The sequence below is a fragment of the Phormidium sp. FACHB-592 genome (genome assembly GCF_014695795.1).
Lineage (GTDB): Bacteria > Cyanobacteriota > Cyanobacteriia > Leptolyngbyales > Leptolyngbyaceae > Stenomitos.
Genome location: NZ_JACJOZ010000046.1, coordinates 66,756 through 84,537, shown reverse-complemented (window position 1 = coordinate 84,537; position 17,782 = coordinate 66,756). Strand labels below are relative to the sequence as shown.

At 48.6% G+C, this 17,782-nt stretch carries 20 protein-coding genes; 13 read left to right on the top strand and 7 right to left on the bottom strand.

The genetic code is table 11. The annotated features are described in order from the left end of the window. Nucleotides 1-129: 129 nt before the first annotated feature. Complete coding sequence (locus H6F86_RS12595; protein WP_190449067.1) at nucleotides 130-441, bottom strand: hypothetical protein; 312 nt, start codon at nucleotides 439-441, stop codon at nucleotides 130-132. A gap of 60 nt (nucleotides 442-501) precedes the next feature. Here H6F86_RS12595 and H6F86_RS12590 point away from each other — a divergent pair, with 60 nt between their 5' ends. Beyond that, a complete protein-coding gene (locus H6F86_RS12590) occupies nucleotides 502-1,557 on the top strand; it encodes a squalene/phytoene synthase family protein (protein WP_190448950.1) in 1,056 nt (351 codons plus the stop codon). Nucleotides 1,558-1,604: 47 nt separating this feature from the next. Further along, nucleotides 1,605-2,051 (top strand): phosphohydrolase, encoded by a 447-nt coding sequence (locus H6F86_RS12585; RefSeq protein ID WP_190448949.1) that lies wholly within the window; start codon nucleotides 1,605-1,607, stop codon nucleotides 2,049-2,051. A gap of 69 nt (nucleotides 2,052-2,120) precedes the next feature. Here H6F86_RS12585 and hemH read toward each other — a convergent pair whose 3' ends face one another. Beyond that, nucleotides 2,121-3,284 (bottom strand): ferrochelatase, encoded by a 1,164-nt coding sequence (gene hemH / locus H6F86_RS12580; RefSeq protein ID WP_190448948.1) that lies wholly within the window; start codon nucleotides 3,282-3,284, stop codon nucleotides 2,121-2,123. 221 nt (nucleotides 3,285-3,505) lie between these two features. On the opposite strand from hemH, the gene H6F86_RS12575 reads away from it, so the two are divergent. The 5 genes from H6F86_RS12575 to rpmA all read left to right on the top strand — a co-directional run bounded on the left by H6F86_RS12575 (nucleotide 3,506) and on the right by rpmA (nucleotide 7,123). Then, complete coding sequence (locus H6F86_RS12575; RefSeq protein WP_190448947.1) at nucleotides 3,506-4,732, top strand: site-specific integrase; 1,227 nt, start codon at nucleotides 3,506-3,508, stop codon at nucleotides 4,730-4,732. Between the two features lie 92 nt (nucleotides 4,733-4,824). Then, nucleotides 4,825-5,454: a methyltransferase domain-containing protein gene (locus H6F86_RS12570; RefSeq protein ID WP_190448946.1), complete on the top strand. Its 630-nt coding sequence runs from the start codon at nucleotides 4,825-4,827 to the stop codon at nucleotides 5,452-5,454. A 29-nt stretch (nucleotides 5,455-5,483) separates the two neighbouring features. Next, nucleotides 5,484-6,050, top strand: a complete 567-nt coding sequence (locus tag H6F86_RS12565) for a 5-formyltetrahydrofolate cyclo-ligase (RefSeq protein ID WP_190448945.1) — start codon at nucleotides 5,484-5,486, stop codon at nucleotides 6,048-6,050. A gap of 257 nt (nucleotides 6,051-6,307) precedes the next feature. Further along, nucleotides 6,308-6,718 (top strand): 50S ribosomal protein L21, encoded by a 411-nt coding sequence (gene rplU / locus H6F86_RS12560; protein WP_190448944.1) that lies wholly within the window; start codon nucleotides 6,308-6,310, stop codon nucleotides 6,716-6,718. Between the two features lie 111 nt (nucleotides 6,719-6,829). After that, a complete protein-coding gene (gene rpmA, locus H6F86_RS12555; RefSeq protein WP_190448943.1) occupies nucleotides 6,830-7,123 on the top strand; it encodes a 50S ribosomal protein L27 in 294 nt (97 codons plus the stop codon). An 85-nt stretch (nucleotides 7,124-7,208) separates the two neighbouring features. Here the strand turns inward: rpmA and H6F86_RS12550 are convergent, their stop codons facing one another. From H6F86_RS12550 to fmdA, 4 genes are all read right to left on the bottom strand, one after another. Next, the gene (locus H6F86_RS12550) at nucleotides 7,209-8,771 is read right to left on the bottom strand and encodes a glycosyltransferase family 39 protein (RefSeq protein ID WP_190448942.1); all 1,563 of its coding nucleotides are present in this window, start codon (nucleotides 8,769-8,771) and stop codon (nucleotides 7,209-7,211) included. A gap of 153 nt (nucleotides 8,772-8,924) precedes the next feature. After that, nucleotides 8,925-10,007 carry an aliphatic amidase gene (locus tag H6F86_RS12545; RefSeq protein ID WP_190448941.1) on the bottom strand — a complete coding sequence of 361 codons (1,083 nt, stop codon included), beginning with the start codon at nucleotides 10,005-10,007 and terminating at the stop codon, nucleotides 8,925-8,927. Nucleotides 10,008-10,164: 157 nt separating this feature from the next. Further along, the gene (locus H6F86_RS12540) at nucleotides 10,165-10,431 is read right to left on the bottom strand and encodes a zinc ribbon domain-containing protein (RefSeq protein WP_190448940.1); all 267 of its coding nucleotides are present in this window, start codon (nucleotides 10,429-10,431) and stop codon (nucleotides 10,165-10,167) included. Between the two features lie 304 nt (nucleotides 10,432-10,735). Then, the gene (gene fmdA / locus H6F86_RS12535) at nucleotides 10,736-11,941 is read right to left on the bottom strand and encodes a formamidase (RefSeq protein WP_190448939.1); all 1,206 of its coding nucleotides are present in this window, start codon (nucleotides 11,939-11,941) and stop codon (nucleotides 10,736-10,738) included. A gap of 734 nt (nucleotides 11,942-12,675) precedes the next feature. Between fmdA and H6F86_RS12530 the strand changes: the two genes are divergently transcribed. The 6 genes from H6F86_RS12530 (at nucleotide 12,676) to H6F86_RS12505 (ending at nucleotide 16,216) form a co-directional block, all read left to right on the top strand. Then, nucleotides 12,676-13,506, top strand: coding sequence for a leucine-rich repeat domain-containing protein (locus H6F86_RS12530; protein ID WP_190448938.1), 831 nt, complete (start codon nucleotides 12,676-12,678; stop codon nucleotides 13,504-13,506). Nucleotides 13,507-13,583: 77 nt separating this feature from the next. Then, nucleotides 13,584-14,414, top strand: a complete 831-nt coding sequence (locus tag H6F86_RS12525) for an urease accessory protein UreD (RefSeq protein WP_190448937.1) — start codon at nucleotides 13,584-13,586, stop codon at nucleotides 14,412-14,414. Nucleotides 14,415-14,441: 27 nt separating this feature from the next. Further along, complete coding sequence (ureA, locus tag H6F86_RS12520; protein ID WP_190448936.1) at nucleotides 14,442-14,744, top strand: urease subunit gamma; 303 nt, start codon at nucleotides 14,442-14,444, stop codon at nucleotides 14,742-14,744. 32 nt (nucleotides 14,745-14,776) lie between these two features. Further along, complete coding sequence (locus H6F86_RS12515) at nucleotides 14,777-15,136, top strand: urease subunit beta (protein ID WP_190448935.1); 360 nt, start codon at nucleotides 14,777-14,779, stop codon at nucleotides 15,134-15,136. Between the two features lie 21 nt (nucleotides 15,137-15,157). Then, complete coding sequence (locus tag H6F86_RS12510) at nucleotides 15,158-15,739, top strand: hypothetical protein (protein ID WP_190448934.1); 582 nt, start codon at nucleotides 15,158-15,160, stop codon at nucleotides 15,737-15,739. 108 nt (nucleotides 15,740-15,847) lie between these two features. Further along, nucleotides 15,848-16,216, top strand: coding sequence for a DUF2237 domain-containing protein (locus H6F86_RS12505; RefSeq protein ID WP_190448933.1), 369 nt, complete (start codon nucleotides 15,848-15,850; stop codon nucleotides 16,214-16,216). A 55-nt stretch (nucleotides 16,217-16,271) separates the two neighbouring features. On the opposite strand, the gene H6F86_RS12500 is transcribed toward H6F86_RS12505, so the two are convergent. Further along, nucleotides 16,272-17,762 (bottom strand): glycosyltransferase family 1 protein, encoded by a 1,491-nt coding sequence (locus H6F86_RS12500; protein WP_190448932.1) that lies wholly within the window; start codon nucleotides 17,760-17,762, stop codon nucleotides 16,272-16,274. Nucleotides 17,763-17,782 lie beyond the last annotated feature (20 nt).

Sequence of the window (17,782 nt, the reverse complement as noted above, 5' to 3'; positions counted from 1 at the left end):
ACTACCTGTCCATACCTAAGTCAGCATTCTAAATCTGCGATCGGAACGCGAACAGATAGCCTGATTTTACAAAGCTTTTATTTTAAGACTTGACGGAGCAACCTTTAGTTGCCGATTGATCATAGCAGGTTACTCGCTTGTTTCTGTTTTCTCCTCAACGGGTCTCAGTAAGTTAAGTGCTGTTTGTTCGTCCTCTATAAGCACTTGCAGAGCAGCCGGACTTCCCTGCCCCATATAAAGACCAAGACCGAGCGCTACAAGGCGGGTGGGAATGTCATGCGCCATCAGCACCTGCTGCATTAGTTCCGCTTCCCAGCGCAGGTTTGTGGTGCTTACCGTCACCCATGTCTCGTTTGTATCAGCATCTTGTGAAGTTCTGGTAAGCGCTTCGAAGAAGCGGGTTACTTCGGTACGGAGTCTTTTTAATGTCTTTAATGACACAACGTTAATTCTACTGAAAGCTGGGAATGCTAAAAATGACACCAAGAGCGGCACGGTGATATGGACGGCATCACAATTTCAGGATTGGTAGGTTCCTCTCAACATGACGCGATCGCCGATGATTCGCTAAAAGACGAAGACAATGCAGCGTGGGTAATGGAGTTAGAGCCTTGCATCCGTGATGAGTGGATCGAGCGGATTAGCTGGATTCGGCTGATTGATCGACTGGCTGAAAATGAACTGGTAGATTCTGATAGTGCTGAATTTCGCAAATTTTACGCTGGTTGGAAATGGCTTTTACTTTGGGGGCAGGTTAAATCTGGATGTGCCTATACAGACGTATTGAACTGTATCTATACACGCTGGTTTGGCACTTCTAACCCGTTCGATCGCTTCTCGATTTGGTCATGGAACCGCTACCTAAAAGCGATCGAGCGCTACCACGGTCATAATCTCGTTATTGATACTCTTGATCAGTATGAGGTCATGCTCAAAGATTTGGGTGGAGCTTTTTTTCAAGTCCTCCCCTTTCTATCACAGAACTATTGGCAACCTGCCTGCTACTTCGGTGCCTTAGACCAGTTCTTTAACAACCTGCGCGATATGCAGGAGGATGCACAACGCGGCATTTGTTACATTCCCGAAGCCACGCTAGCCCAGTTTGGTGTCACACGAGAAGAGATCATCCAGCAGACTGCTTGCCAGAACCCAGGTTATGCAAAGATGATGCAGTTTTTGCTTGATCACTACCTCAAAAGGCTAAAACAGAAAGCGTATCCCCTCCTAATAGCAGAGGATTTGCACTCGTCATGGGCAATCTTGCGGGATTGGTCGGTGCATCGCTACCACCGAATTGAGCGCATTTTTCGCGACTGTAATTTTGACTACACTCAGTTTCCACAACGGTACTGGTCTGAGGTGCAGCAAGATTTGCCAGTGCTCATTGTTCAGCTTCGGCAGCAGCAACAGCAGTATGCTCATAGTCCAGTCAAGCGCTGTCCGCATCGAAGCGTCTTAACGGTGCTATCCCCACTGGAGACGATCGGTCGCAACGTGATCAAAGCTGCAAGTATGGTACTAAGCCGTCCCGTCTTTTCGGGGCAGCAATCCAGCTAATTGTCTGTGCTAGCTACACTAAGGCAGCGCTCAAGGAATTAAAGGCTATGGGTCTATCGTTAAATCAACTGCTAGGACGTGCAGTGGCGATCGCGGCAACCGCGCACCAAAACCAGTTGGACAAAGCGAACGCACCGTACATTTTGCATCCACTGCGGCTATTGCTACGCGGACAAACGCCATTGGAACAAATTGTAGCTGTGCTGCATGATGTGGTAGAAGATTCGGACTGGACGCTAGAACAGCTTGCGGCTGAGGGCTTTCCGTCCGAGGCGATCGCTGCCTTGGACTGTCTCACACGGCGATCGGACGAAAGCTACGACGACTTTATGGATCGCGTGCTGACGAATCCCCTTGCTATGCGGGTCAAGCGCTACGACCTGGAAGACAATATGACGCTTACCCGTATGGCGGTGCTGACTGCAAAAGATACGGAACGGTTGCAGCGGTATCACGCTGTCTATCAACGCCTGCTGCAAGTGCTAGAGACTTAACCGTTAAGAGACAATAGCGCCTTTCTTCTGCCTCCTACCTTCCGCCTCCTGCCCTCTGCCTTCCACCTTCTAAAGCAAACCGATCGCGTGTAATGGACCACGACCCATAAAGATCTCTAGCAGCACGGCAAGAATACCCACCATGGCAAGGCGACCGTTCCAGACTTCTGCCGAAATGGTCATACCCCATTCCCAGCGCTCTGGCGGATACATCTTCACTTGCTTCTCTGGATGCATGACTTGAGCCAGCTTCAAATGTGGGGTGTTGAACGCTTCTATCACCAGATCTGCCAGGTCATTGATAAACCCAGGATGTGTATTGAGAGCAGGAACGCGATGGAAGTTTGCAATGCCTGCTTCTTCTGCCAGTTCCCGATACTCCATATCAATTTCTTGCAGCGTTTCAATATGTTCTGAAACGAAACTAATCGGCACAACTGCGAGATCTTTGACGCCTTGCTCGGCAAGTGCTGTCAGCGCATCATCGGTGTAAGGCTGAAGCCATTCCACAGGACCCACACGGCTTTGATACGCCAGCACATGGGGGTTGGGTCGGTTCAAGGTCTTCATGATAAGCGCAACGCACGCTTCGATTTCACGTTGATAAGGGTCGCCAGCTTCTTCGACGTAGCTAACAGGCACTCCATGAGCGCTGAAGAAAACGTGAACTTTGTCGGGTTCAGGAAATTGATCTAACTCTTTGGCAATTAGGTCTGCCATTGCTTGAAGGTAACCGGGGCGATCGTACCAGGAGGGAATCGCGGTGTAGTCGATTTGCGAGAGGCTGGGGTCTTCATTCCAAATTTGCTCTAGCAACCGAAAGCTGGAGCCACTCGTACTAATGGAAAAATGAGGATAGAGCGGCAGAATCACCAGGCGATCAACCCCATCACGCTTAATACGGGCGATCGCTTCCTCAGTGTAAGGATGCCAATAGCGCATACCGACATAGACATTGGCATCATGCCCCTTTTGCCGAAGCTGTATCTGGAGTGCTTCCGCTTGTTCATCTGTGATCCGTCGCAACGGTGAGCCGCCGCCAATTTGCTGATAGTTTTCCTGAGATTTTTTTGCCCGCGTTGTCGAAATCAACCAGGCAAGCGGGCGTTGCAGCCAGGGAAACGGCAACCGAATAATTTCCGGATCGGAAAACAAGTTGAACAGAAAGGGACGGACATCTTCCAAATGGTCTGGTCCGCCCAGGTTTAGCAGCAATACCCCAAATCGACCCATAACGGCTACGGCTTTCCCTTGCTCTCAGGTTTGTAACTGATTTTAACCTTTGTGCGGGACAAGGTAGAGTACAGAATTTACAGATCGAGTTTTTTCTGGCGGAGTTTCAAGCAAACTGTTGACAGTAAGAGTGAAGTTGAGCGGTCTGGGAAGCGACGATCGTCCCTTTAAAATAGAGAGCATCTACGCCACGTTCACGACTTGCTACTAAAACGCCGATTATGACCGATGTTGCTGCGATCGATGACCGCCTGCTTCAGCTTAATCAACGCCTGAAAGCAGCACAGATGGGCTTTCAGATTGAGCGACGAGGACAAAAACTGAGTTTGCGCGGTCTGTTGCCCCCGCGCCCTGGTAGCTTGCGGCTTAAACCATCGCAGCAGCGGTTGAGCTTGGGCTTGCCAGCCACGCCTGCTGGGTTAAAGCAAGCAGAACAAGCGGTGAAGGTGCTCGCTGCACAACTCATTCAAAATACGTTTGACTGGCGCAACTACGACAGCGGCATGGGTTGGGGGCGACTGGATCAGATGGGTCTGTCGCAGCAAATACAAGCCTTTGCACAGGACTTTCTCGCGGAGGCATCACGAGTGCAACAGCCTGCTTCTGCCAAAACGACTTGGGAGAAGGCGTATGCCCCGTACTACCGCAAGCTAGAGGCGATCGCGCAGGCAAATCCTCAGTTGAGCTTAGTAGAAGCGATCTACGCAACAGTGCGTGCTACAGAAGATAATTCTCGCAGTCGTCAGGTTTGCTGCACTGCCTTGAGCGCCCTTGCAACGTTTCTGCACATCGAACTTCCTACTGATCTGAAAATCTTCTGGGGCAGCTACGGCGCAAGCCAAACACAAGCCCGTACCTTACCGTCAGATGAACTAATCGCTGCAACCTGGGAGCAAATTCCCAATGTGGGCTGGCAGTTTGTCTATGCCGTTATGGCAACCTACGGCTTGCGAAACCATGAAGTTTTCTTCTGCGACTACTCAGCGTTACTTCAAGGCAAACCAGAGGCTGTTATCCGCGTCCTCAACACTACTAAAACTGGCACTCATGATGTGTGGCCTTTCTACCCCGATTGGGTCGAACACTTTAACCTGCGATCGCTTCAACTCCCAACCATTCAAACCGATCTCACCCAGACCACACTCCAGCGCATTGGGCAGCGCGTCACGTCGCAATTCCGGCGCTATGAGTTGCCCTTCTCGCCATACAATCTGCGCCACGCTTGGGCAGTTCGCACTATCCACTTTGGCTTGCCAGATACCGTTGCCGCTCGCATGATGGGGCACTCCGTTGCAGTGCATACTCGCACCTACCATCAATGGCTTACGCATCGCGATCAGCAGCAGGCTGTGGAGACAGCGTTGAATCGGAGCCAGTTTGCTGCGCCGGGAGTAGGGAGTAGGGAGTGGGGAGCGGGGCGTAGGGAGTGGCAAACGGTAAAAGGCTAAAATCAGAACCTGTTCAAAATTCAAAGCTTCTCTTCCGCTTCCTCTGCTCCCCATGCTTCCCTAGCTTCCTTGCTCCTTAACCCTCACCTCCTATGGCAACCATTCTTAGAGATTGGAGTTATCAATATCAGTGGCTCTACGATGGCTTTTCGCGGTTGGCAGCGTTGAGCGTGGGTGGAGAGCGGCGGTTTCGGCAATTAGCGTTAGAAGGGGTGGCGATCGCCCCTGAAACCAGCGTTCTCGACTTGTGCTGTGGGAGTGGGCAGGCAACGAAATTTTTAGTAGAGCGATCGTGCCATGTGACTGGACTGGATGCTTCGCCACTGTCGCTGCGACGTGCTCAGAAAAACGTGCCTCAGGCGAACTATGTCGAAGCCTTTGCAGAGGCGATGCCGTTCCCTGACAACCAGTTTGATGTAGTGCATACTAGCGTGGCACTGCATGAAATGGAGTCACAGCAACTTCAGCAAATCTTGAAGGAAGTACATCGTGTCCTTCGACCTGATGGTGTTTTCACACTGGTTGATTTTCACAAACCGACCAACCCGCTTTTTGTGCCCGGACTCTCGCTTTTTCTGCTGCTCTTTGAAACGGAAACTGCATGGACGTTGATCAAGTCTGATTTAGCAACGTTATTAGAAGCGGCTGGGTTTCAGCGTGTAAGGCAGACACTTCATGCGGGTGGCAGTCTGCAAGTCATTCAGGTAAAGAAGCGGTCTTAAACTGATGCGTCGAGTTTATGTGCCTAACGATGGATAAAAAAGAGTTGCGAAAAGCGCTTTTGGAGGCTCGGCAGTCGATCGACCCAGACGTTTGGCGGGCGAAAAATAGCCAACTTTGCGACCAGTTGCGATCGTCGTCTCTTTTTACCACCGCTCAGACTGTGCTTGCGTACTTCAGCATTTGTCAGGAACCCGATCTTAGCGAGCTGTTCAAAACCCAAAAAAGCTGGGGCTTTCCGCGTTGCGTTGGCAAAACCTTGCACTGGCATCGCTGGGAACCTCAAGCGCCACTGCCCCTTCAAACTGGTGCTTACGGCATTCTAGAACCGCATCCAGACTCGCCTGTGCTGGAACCAGAGCAGGTGGATTTGCTGTTGGTGCCCGCGATCGCCTGTGACACTCGCGGCTATCGGTTGGGCTACGGCGGCGGCTTTTATGACCGACTGCTAGCGACACCAAACTGGGCAGAAAAACCCACGATCGGCATCGTTTTTGACAGTGCCTACCTGCCTACGCTCCCCGAAGATGGATGGGATCGACCGCTCACAGCCGTTTGTACGGAACAGGGGCTATTCTTCTCGAAGCAGCGGCGGTAACTAACTTCAACGAGCGATCGAATCCATCTTTCAAGCGATTCTTGCTCCAGGCTTGACAGTAGCTGTTAGAAGTAGAGATACTGGTTAACTGACTGTCTATTCCTGCTCGGAACAGGTCAGGCAAAGCAAAAGCCCTTGAATGAGTGATGAGTTCATTTTAAGTGTTGAGTATGAGGCGGTTAGGCTCATGCAAAACTCAGAGCTTAAAATTCAAAACTCTCATCGGCTACCTGTACGGCAACTTCCAGGACTATCTCATGACTTCTTACGCAATTATCGAAGCGGGTGGCATACAGTTACGTGTAGAGCCAGGTCGGTTTTACGACATTAACCGTCTTGCGGCTGAACCCGACTCTCAAATTACAATTGACAAAGTGCTGTTTGTACAAAATGATGGCGACATCAGTGTTGGGCAACCCCACGTAGAAGGCGCAACGGTTGAAGCAACTGTGATGCAGCATCTGCGCGATCGCAAGATCATCGTCTACAAAATGCAGCCCAAAAAGAAAACCCGCAAAAAGCAAGGGCATCGTCAAGAACTAACCCGCTTGATGATTAATAGCATCAGTATTGGTGGTTCTAGCCTCAAAGCGGCAACCAAAGCCGCACCAGCAGCGAAAGCAGCGGCTGCTGAACCTGCAACCGTGTCCGACACCGACGACGCATAGCTACACTCGATTAAGCAGGAGGTTTGGCTGCAATGCTAGACATGACTGCTGTGATCGATTAAGTGGTGTGCATTAGATTTCTGTTAGATAACGACTCAGATTGGGGGAACAATGGCTCATAAAAAAGGTACAGGCAGTACACGTAACGGTCGCGACTCTAATGCTCAACGTCTAGGCGTTAAGCGTTTTGGTGGACAGGCTGTTAAAGCAGGTAATATTTTGATCCGGCAGCGTGGTACTAAAATTCACCCCGGCAGCAATGTTGGTCGTGGTAGTGACGACACACTGTTTGCGCTGATCAACGGTATTGTTACGTTTGAACGCTACGGCAAGAGCAAAAAGAAAATTAGCGTCTATCCGATCGCTGAAACTGCGAGTGCGGAATCTGTGGCAGTCACCGCTTAGTCAACCATTCAGACTCCTTTAAAACTCTCAGCACGAAGCCTTTTGCAAATTGGTTTTATGCTGAGAGTTTTTTATGCGTATGCGTTTAAGAAACCTTGCCGCCGCGAAACCCGTAGCCTTTGACGAGGTAATAGTTTTTGATCCAGATGCCAAAGCGCACGATCGCGATCGTAGTTTGTTCTGAGGTGCGATCAAACTGGGCGAGCAATTCTGGTTGTAACGGATGCCAATCATCTGACAAAAGCAGCGCATTGCGACCCTTGAAGGGGGCATCATTGGTATACCAAAAGTCAAATTGATCAACGCGATCGGAAATTGCCATTACCGTTTTATCGTTAAGCTGATACGCCAATGCTGATGCCGAACGATAGTCTGTCGTAGCTAAAAAACGATTGCGACCGACTGCTTCAGTTTCTGTTTTAATCGCCGCTTCAATCTGTTCCCAACCGAACAACATCCGTGAATCTGGATCACTCTCTTTGTCAAAAAAGGCTGACAGCGGCAGGACACTGTAATGAAGCACTAACAATGTTGCGAATAATAAACCATAACATTGGGCGGCAACAAAAAGACGCTTTGGCAAGGCATGAGAGGCTGAAGACGTAGAGGTTGAAGCTTGCAAATTGTTAGTTAAGCCTCTGCCTTTGCTGACCGCTGACTGCTGACCGCTGACCGCTCCAAAAACAGCAGGCAGCAAGGGAAACAGCAATAAATAAGCCGTAATATTCCAGTAGTAAAGTGCAGCAGACAGTAGCGAAATGATTGTAAGCGCTACGGTAGAGAGAATGAACACCCAAAACGCAACTGTTGGATAAATTGAGCGGATTTTGCTCTGTTGCATTGAACCTTTTAAGCCACGAAAGAAACCTAAACAAATGATGGGTGAAACGAGCAGAACTGAGAACAATAAGAAGTTGAAAAAAGGCGAGAATCTAAGGCTAAAGTTGTTCGCTCCAACACTACGATCGACATAGTAACGAAACGACTGAAAGTCATTAAAAAGATTCCACAAAAAAATAGGAATTAAGGCTGTAAGTGTGATTGCGCCTGCCAAATAGAGGCGGAGATCGCGCCATAAAGGACGCAAGCGTTTGTCTACAATCAGCGTTGCCACAAAGCCTAACATGACAAAAACAGCATTGTACTTAGACAAAAGAGCTAGCGCGATCGTGCCTGCCGCACCGTATAAACGCCAGCTTTCGCCCGTACCATTTTCGATATAGCTATCTAAAAAGCGGATAAAGAGATACGTCGATGCTAACGAGAGCGTAATCAACAAATGGTCATGCCATGCCAGCGCTAGAAACAAGAAATACAGCGGTGAGGACAGCACCAATAGCACTACCAACCAAAAAGATTGCTGGCTTTTCTCACTGTAGAGATAGCGAATGATTTGATAATATGTGTAGAAAAGAATTGCATTACTTAACAGATTGGGAAGCCGTAGTACGAACGTAGAACGTCCCAGTACTGCTGTAAATAACCCTTGCACCCAAGCTTCTAGTGGTGGATGATCGTAGTAAGATAGCGCGGGATACTGCCCCCATAACCAGTAATATGCCTCATCAGGATTGGGAAAAGTGGCGAACCAAAAGACTAAGCGCAGCAGAATAAAAGCAAGGAGAAACGGCAAGAACGATCGCGGCATGGATAATTCGTCTCAAGCATCTGCACGCATTATGCCTGTTTAACTGATTCAGGATGGCAAATGGCTGCGATCATTATCCCTCCTCAAAAAAACGCCTGCGTGGTTTACGCAAGCGTTTCGTTCAGAGCAGCAATGATGTCTAATGAAATCAGTTTAGTTGTTAAGGAGAACCGTTTCTTTCTCCTTCATCACCAGTGGCGTTTCAATCAGTTTTTCGGTCGGCAACCCCTCGATCGGGCATTCCTTCACGCCCACCGTCGGACGAGTGATCGACTCGGAGATTTCCTTTGCCTTCGCTGGATCATTGATCCAGGTGTGGTAGAACTCAAATGGGCATTCCTTGACGCCTTCAGCGCCTTCACCCGAATTGATTTTGCCGGTGTAGCCACGATGCAAGAGCTTGAACAGATGGTTTTGCGATTGAGCGTTTTTGCGGAAGTCGCGGATCGCAAATTTAGATAGAGCGGCATACTGCACACCCATGTCTTCTTCGCCACATTCGCCCAAGGTTCGACCATCAAAGCTGACGATCGCCGAGTGCCCAAAGTAGCTGTAAACACCGTCGAAGCCAGCAGCATTAGCAACGGCAACGTAGACGTTATTCATCCACGCCATTGCCTTAGAAACCATCACCTGCTGTTCTTTCGCGGGATACATATAGCCCTGGCAGCGCACAATCAGTTCAGCACCACGCATCGCGCAGTCACGCCAGATTTCAGGATAGTTGCCATCGTCACAGATGATCAGGCTGATTTTCAAGCCTTTGGGACCTTCGGTAACGTAAGTGCAATCGCCAGGATACCAGCCCTCAATGGGTGTCCAGGGCATGATTTTGCGATACTTCTGAACGATTTCGCCCTGATCATTCATCAAAATCAGGGTGTTGTAGGGCACCTTGTTGGGATGGTCTTCGTGACGCTCGCCCGTCAGTGAAAAAACGCCCCAGGTTTTGTTGCGGATACACGCTTCGGCAAAAATTTCGGTTTCTGGTCCAGGGATGGAGACGGCAGTTTCCATCATTTCGCCAGCATCATACATAATGCCGTGGGTTGAGTATTCTGGGAAAACTACCAGATCCATGCCAGGAAGACCAAGCTTCATGCCGTCAATCATAGAGGCAATATTTTTGCAGTTTGCAAGCACCTCTTCCTTAGTATGCAGGCGCGGCATTTTGTAGTTGACTACCGCCACCCCTACAGCGTCGTCACTAGACGAAATATCACCGTGATAAGACATTCAAGCCTCCTATAATCTTTGTTCGGCACAAATTCTTTGCTTCAGGACAGATCAAAGTACTGGCAATAGGGGCTAGTTTATAGACTTCGATCGTCCCACCCTGTAACGACGGTTACAATTTTTTCCTATAGTGCAACTGTAGGAGCAACGACTAAAGCTAATGCCCAATCATCCAGGGTCGTCCACCATTGTGCGCTTGTGCTTTCGGTCGCTCTGGCTCGCGATCGTTCGATCGTTGGACTAACTCTGGCTCTGAACGTGCCGTTTTTAAGCGCAACGAACCCGATAACAGTGCTGGCGCTGAAAAAAGCCGTCTGGTGGCACCTTCGCAGGTAGGGCAGCTAGCCGGATCGTTACATTCTGCGATCGATCGCCATTGATCAAACACGCCACAGTTATCACATTTGAACTCGTAGAGAGGCATTTTAGTTAGTAGTTATTGGTTGTTAGTTATTAGTTGTTAGCTGTTAGTAAACAGGGTTTTCGTAGGATGGGTTAGCAATAGCGTAACCCATAATGCTCAAGGATTTGATGCGTTACGGCTACCGTCTTTAGCGAAGCCATGCCGCAGGCTTTACACATCCTACGTTTAATTAGGGAGACCTACTTAGTTGTTAGTTGTTAGCTGTTAGTGCATCAAAAGATTGAGACTGAAGATAGCTTTTCAAACACCATCCGGTTTTCAATTCAAACTCTAAAAAACAACAACCAACAACTAACAACTTTTTTTACACAGGCAGAATGGGCTTGTCGAAGATCGCAGTTGGAATTGCCACCGTACAGCAGGCATTAGGAATGTCTACAATACCGCTCACTCTGCCTTCTACTGGAGCGCAACTGAGCAAGAGATATGCCTGCTCACCCGTATAGCCAAATTTCTTCAGGTACTCGATCGCGTTCAAGCACGCACGCCGATAGGCAATGTGTACATCCATGTAGTGCTGCTTACCTGTGAACTCATCGACCGAGATGCCTTCAAACACCAGGTATTCGGAGAAGCGAGGCTCTACCGGACCGGGTTTAAAGATGGGGTTGACCATGCCGTACTTCTCAACCCCACCTTTGATGATGTCTACATGGATGTCGATGAAGCCAGACATTTCGATCGCACCGCAGAACGAAATTTCACCATCACCTTGCGAGAAGTGGATGTCGCCCATTGATAACTTTGCGCCTTCCACATACACCGGAAAGTAAATACGGGTGCCCTTTGAGAGGTTTTTGATGTCGCAGTTGCCACCATGCTCACGCGGGGGTACAGTTCGTGCGCCTTCAACCGCCACGCGATCGAACTCAGACTTTGGCAACTGACCAAGAATCGCGTTCTTAGGATTTGGCAGCGCTGCCAACACTGGTTTGTCGCCAGAAAGACCCGCGCCATAGGTTCGCAAATCGGGAGCCGTATCTACCAATTCTTTTTCGCGCTTGTTCCATGTTGCTAGCAGTTCGTGAGACGGTGCACAGCCAATCAAACCAGGGTGAATAATGCCCGCAAACTTCACGCCTGGAATGTGTCTGGAGGTGGTGTAGATGCCTTGAAAATCCCAAATTGCTTTCGCTGGGTCAGGATAATGATCGGTCAAAAAACCGCCACCGTTCTTCTTGTCAAAAATGCCTGTAAAGCCCCATTCGTCGCCTTGAAGCGCACCAATATCAACTAAATCAACGACCAAAATATCGCCAGGTTCAGCACCGTTGACATGGATGGGTCCGCTCAAAACGTGAACGACGGTTAGATCTACATCGCGAATGTCATCCGGGCTGTCATCATTTTTGATCTGACCATCCGTCCAGTCTTTGCACTCGATCCGAAAGACATCGCCAGGATTGACAGAGACAACGGCTGGAATATCTGGATGCCAGCGATTGTGACCAGGTAGCTCTTGCTGATCCATTGGCTTGGTCAAATCGACTTGGAATAATGTTTTTGGCATAGAACGCTCCTGCTCACCTAGTTGCTTTAACGAAGATTTCTACAGCAACCAACCCAAAGAAAGGCTTTGTGATCGCTCCTTTCAACTACTGCTTTGAACCGTTATGATGTCCAACGCAATAGCTAAAAAAGCTTACAAAGCTCTTGGATTGAAAGCTGCAGTAACGTGCTCCAACCGCTTCTGAATCAGTATTCAAAGGTTCAGATAACGTCTAGACTCTAGTGTCAAGCCTGCGTGCAATCTGTAGCTTTTGTCACATTTGTCGCGATCGTAATCATTCAAGGTGTGCTTGCTTTATTCATACCAATCAGCTTTGCAGCGGCATTGTTAAGCAAAGGGGTTATAGCTTATAGTTGTGACCTTTTAGTGGCGATCGTTCTACCCAAGGCTCTCACTTAATACGCAAGCTGAGGAGAAGAACAGCATAGAAAATCTAGCAATATGATGTTGTATCTAGTGTCCTGATTGCTTAGACTGTTTAACATTAAAACATACGTTACGGATGCATGATGATGCGATGTAAAGCCCTTACTGATTGCTCTTCATCTAACAACAAACTATTTATTAAAGAAAAGCCCTGGTTGTTAAGGCTGAAAGGATTAACGCTGCTGACAATCACCTGTTGTACTATTGTTTGCAGTCCTATCTCAGTTGCCTCTGCACAAGTGGTCTCACAAAACGGCACTATCAGACAGTTCAAAAGTTTTGCTGATTGGTGCCTCAAAAAGTCTACGTTGCCTGCATCAACTAGACAGACGATCGATGTACTGCTGAAGCGAGCGCGTACGCTCGATTGCTATCAGTCAAGCGAAATTCTTTCTGGTCTAACAACCCTTGACCTTAGTGATAGCAAGATTGTTGATCTCAGCCCTTTACAGGTGTTAACGGCATTAAACGAGCTTTATTTAGGCAACAATCAAATTGTCGATCTAAAGCCTTTAAGCTCTCTAATTAATCTGACTCGGCTTTATCTAAGCTATAACCGTATTGCTGATCTAACTCCGCTCAAACCTTTACGTAAATTAAATGCTCTTTATCTAGGTAATAATCGTATTGTAAGTATTGATTCACTACAATTTTTAGAGAATTTAGATGGTCTTGATTTGGTTTCTAATCAAATTATTGATCTTAATCCTCTAAAACCGCTCTCAAAGTTGAATAGTTTAGATTTAAGCTTCAATCAAATTGCTGATATTAGCCCCCTACGATCGCTAACGGGTCTTAAAGAGCTTTCACTTTCTGCCCAAAAGATTTCTGACCTTTCGCCACTCACACCATTAGTTGATTTAACCACGCTTGACCTCAGCGGCAATCAAATCGATGATGTTAGTGCTTTAAGAGCACTGACAAATCTCACCAATCTAGCTCTAGGTGGCAATCAAATCGCTGATGTTAGCGCGCTCGGTGCGCTGTCTAACCTTACAACACTGTATTTGGGTGGCAATCGCGTTACTAATCTCACTCCTCTTAAGGCACTCACTAACCTTAATGTGTTGTATTTGCAAAATAACCCCCTACCCAACCAAACTTGCCCTATTCAACCAGAGTCTATTTGTCGCTTTTAGAACAAGCATTGTTTATTTGATTTATTTGTCACAACACAGTTTTTCTGATTCTGCTCCTCAACTTCTAAGCCTTTTTTATGACGATCGACCCAGGCTGGCGTGGCAGTTTAAAGCTCGTCTATGGCAGTGTTAACCACACGACTCACGTTGCTTACGCTCAGGCACAGGCACCCCTTAAAGTGCAACGCTCGCTCTATCCCGAAGGTAAAGCGGTTTGCCATAGCGTTATTTTGCATACGGCAGGCGGCATTGTGGGCGGTGATCGCCTTGCGCTTAATATTCAACTGCAACCGCAGGCAAACGCGCTCATTACCACGGCTTCGGCGGGCAAAATCTATCGCACTAGTGGGCTAGAAGCGAACCAAACAACCCATGTCAATGTAGCGACTGGAGCCTGCCTGGAATGGCTGCCCCAGGAAACGATCGTCTTTGACCAGGCGAGGTATCGGCAGGCAATGCGGATTGAACTCGCTCCTGGTGCGACCTGGCTGGGTTGGGAGATGACCCGCTTTGGACGCAGCGCCAGAAACGAGCAGTTTTTGGCGGGCGATTGGCGATCGCAGACCGAAATCTGGCAGGAGGGTCGTCCCTTATGGATCGATCGTCAATGGCTTCCTGGCAGTGAAGTCTCGTTTTATGGTAATCATGGCTTGGCAGGTTGCCCGGTGGTTGGTAGTTTTGCCTTTGTGGGGCAGCCAGTGGATACAAAGTTGGTGGAGCAGGCACGATTGCTCTGGGCAGGAGCGGGGGAAGGCGGCGTGACTCGCTTGCAGTCGGGCTTGCTGTGCCGTTACCGAGGACACTCAACGGCTGACGTTCGCCAGTGGTTTGTTGAAGTTTGGCGGCTAATCCGCTTATCATTCTTGGGTCGCTCTGGTTGCGTACCAAGAGTTTGGGGCGTGCTGTAAAGAAGAATCAATGGTGAGGATTGAACGATGCAACTAACGCCACAAGAAAAAGATAAATTATTGCTTTTTACGGCTGCCTTACTAGCAGAACGACGGAAAGATCGTGGAGTAAAGCTCAACTATCCTGAAGCGATCGCCTATATTTCAGCCGCTATTTTAGAAGGCGCACGCGATGGACGTACGGTCTCCGAATTGATGAGTTATGGCACCACGTTACTAACGCGCAGTGATGTGATGGAAGGCATACCCGAAATGATTCACGAAGTACAAGTTGAAGCAACTTTTCCAGATGGTACAAAACTAGTTACCGTTCATGATCCCATTCGTTAATCGCTCGCTAAAAATTGGCTTACGGAGTAACTATGATTCCAGGTGAATTGTTTGTTGAAGATGGTGAGATTGAGTTAAATGTTGGTCGTGAAACCGTGACACTAAGTGTGGCAAATACAGGCGATCGCCCCATCCAGATTGGCTCTCACTTCCACTTTTACGAAGTTAATCAAGCGCTGAGGTTCGATCGCGATCAAGCGCGTGGAATGCGTTTGAATATTCCTGCCGGTACGGCTGTTCGCTTTGAGCCAGGTGATGAAAAAGAAGTGACGCTGGTAACGCTTGCAGGAAGCCGTGAAGTGTATGGTCTCAACAATAAGGTTGATGGGTTCTTAGATGGTAAAAACGCTCAGGAAAAGGTGAAAAAGGAAAAAGGCAAGAAGAAAAAATAATAACGGCGTAAGACGATTTTGATGACTCTGAGAAAGGTGGTAATTGGCAAATTTAGTATCGCTTTGAAGGCGATCGCGATTGGTTTACCCGTAATTATTCATTTGCCTGCTCTTGAAAAGAGTGTTGCAGAGCAGCCAAAATCACCGCCTTCTAAGCTTGCTCAATTGGCTTACTTTCAAGGAAACTGGGTTTGTCAAGTTCAGGATGTTGGCACGGCTGATTCTGAATTAGCAGGAAAAATGACCTGGAGCGTCACCGCTCAGGTTGGCAAACGATCCTACAGAATTCAAGGAACATATATTAGGAATCGAGAGCGTAACAAAAAGATTCTCATTCAAGGTTCAATGGCATACGATGTAGCATCTGATCGCTTTGTGCAAACAGTATTAGCGAATGATGGTAGCAAGCTGATCTTTAATTCTGTAGGATGGCAAAAAGAAAACTTCGTTTGGCAAGGCGTTCAAACAATACAGGAAGAGGATTACATTCTACGTCGAACGATTACAAGAAAGAGCAAACGGACATTTAAAGCTGCTTATGCTGCGTTAAATCCAATAAATTCTCAATGGTATTCAGTCACAAATCTTGTTTGCACTAAATAGCAATATATTCTTCTGCCACTGTCTGCTTTTGAACCAATGACTGCGATTTCTACCACCCAATTATTTCTTTACTAATTTAACTAACTATCATATATAGGAGCAAAGACCATGACAGACGCGAAAAATGTGCTTGGCGAAAAACTTGAGCTTTGCTGCACCGACCCAGTGACAGGTTTCTTTCGTAATGGCGTATGCGAAACCGGTCCTCAAGATCTCGGAACTCATGTCGTTTGCGCCCAGGTTACCGAAGAATTTCTCGCCTTTACAAAAGCCAGGGGCAATAATTTGAGTACCCCTGTCCCGTCATACAATTTTCCTGGCTTGAAGCCTGGCAACAAATGGTGTTTGTGCGTTTCGCGTTGGAAAGAAGCGCTGGATGCGGGTGTTGCGCCCCCGATCGTCCTTGAAGCGACGCATGAAGCTGCACTGAACGTCGTACCACTGGAAGTGCTGCAAGAACACGCTTTGAATCTTTAATTAAGTCTGCTTGCAGGGCATTGCCCTGCAAGACTTCTCTACGAAATTCGCACCTTTAATCAGCAACGCTCAATAATTCAGCGTCTGTTATACGCTCTTTGGTTAACCCGATCGCAAGCGCGGCTTCCTTCAAAATGGGTGGTTTTTCGCTTCTTTCAGGTTGAGTCGTGGTCGCCGCACCAAAGAACAGGGTGCTGGAAATGGATTGAGCTAACAAGCGCCGATAGAGATCGCTCAAATGCACCGCTGCACCTGACCAGCTAAAGTTTTTCTGGACTCGAATGGGTGCCTGCTGTCTCAACTTTTTCGCCCACAGTTCATCAGTCAGCACACGCTCGATCGCCTGAGCGAACGCCTCTGTATCTTGTGGTGGCACGAGCAAACCTGTTTCATTCGGTACAACGGTGAATTTCAGACCACCTACATCAGAGGCGACAACAGGTGTACCGCACGCCATGGCTTCGATCGCCACCAGTCCAAACGGTTCGTAGTGACTGGGGATGACGCAAACATCAGCGGCTGTGTAATAGAGCGGCAGTTGTGTATGTCCAATTTGTCCAGCAAAAACGGTTTGTTCTGCTAGCCCCATCGACTGCACCAGTTGATCAATTCGCTCTCGTTCCAACCCATCAGCGCCGTTTGGATCACTGCCACCCACGATCACCAAGCGCAGGTTCGCAGGCTTTACTGCCCTGTCGCCTGTTTCCTTGTTGACAATTCCCTCCTTCAACTGGGCACAGGCACGCACCAGCGTTTCAACTCCTTTGCGGGCATCAAAGCGCCCCACATAAAGAACGATCGCGTCATCCGCAGCAAAACCCAGCGTGGCTCTGGCTTCTGCCCTGGGTATGGTGTGGAAGTTGTCGATATCGGTGCCGCAAGGGATTACTTCAATATAGCCCTGCTCTGAAACCAGTGTTCGTAGTGCGTCCTGCTCTTGAGGGCTGGTTGCCACAATACAGTCTGCCTGTTCAAGAATCTGACGCTCGATCGCCAGACGAGTATCAGCAATGGCTGGGCGATCAGGCACGGTTTGATATTTCACCACACCCAACGAGTGATAGGTATGGATGAGTTGAATGTTGCTGTGTTGCTTAAGCTGCAACCCGACCCATGCAGACATCCAGTAATTTGTGTGTACCAGCGGATAGTGAATACCTTCCTTGCTCTGAAACGCCCGAAACGCCTCAACAAACTCTGGCATATAGGGGAACAACGCATCGCGGGGAATAAACTGTTCCGGACCTGCCACCAGCCGAATGGTACGGCAGTGGGGAGAGTGTTGCACGATCGCCGCATCCTGGGGATTAACCTTGCGGGTAAACATATCCACCTGCCAGCCTAATTTGGCTAGCGCTTCGCCGACCTGCCGTACGTACACATTTTGTCCACCCGCTGCATCTTTACCGATCTCTGCGGCTGGGTCGCCATGCTCCGAGATCAGCGCGATCGCTTGCCGTGTCGGTACAGTCTTGCGAGGCGCAACATAAGGTTGGCTTGCCGCTGTAGGCAAAGAGATACCGGGTTTTGAGCTGTAGCTGACCATAACTTCTCCTCATAACCTCA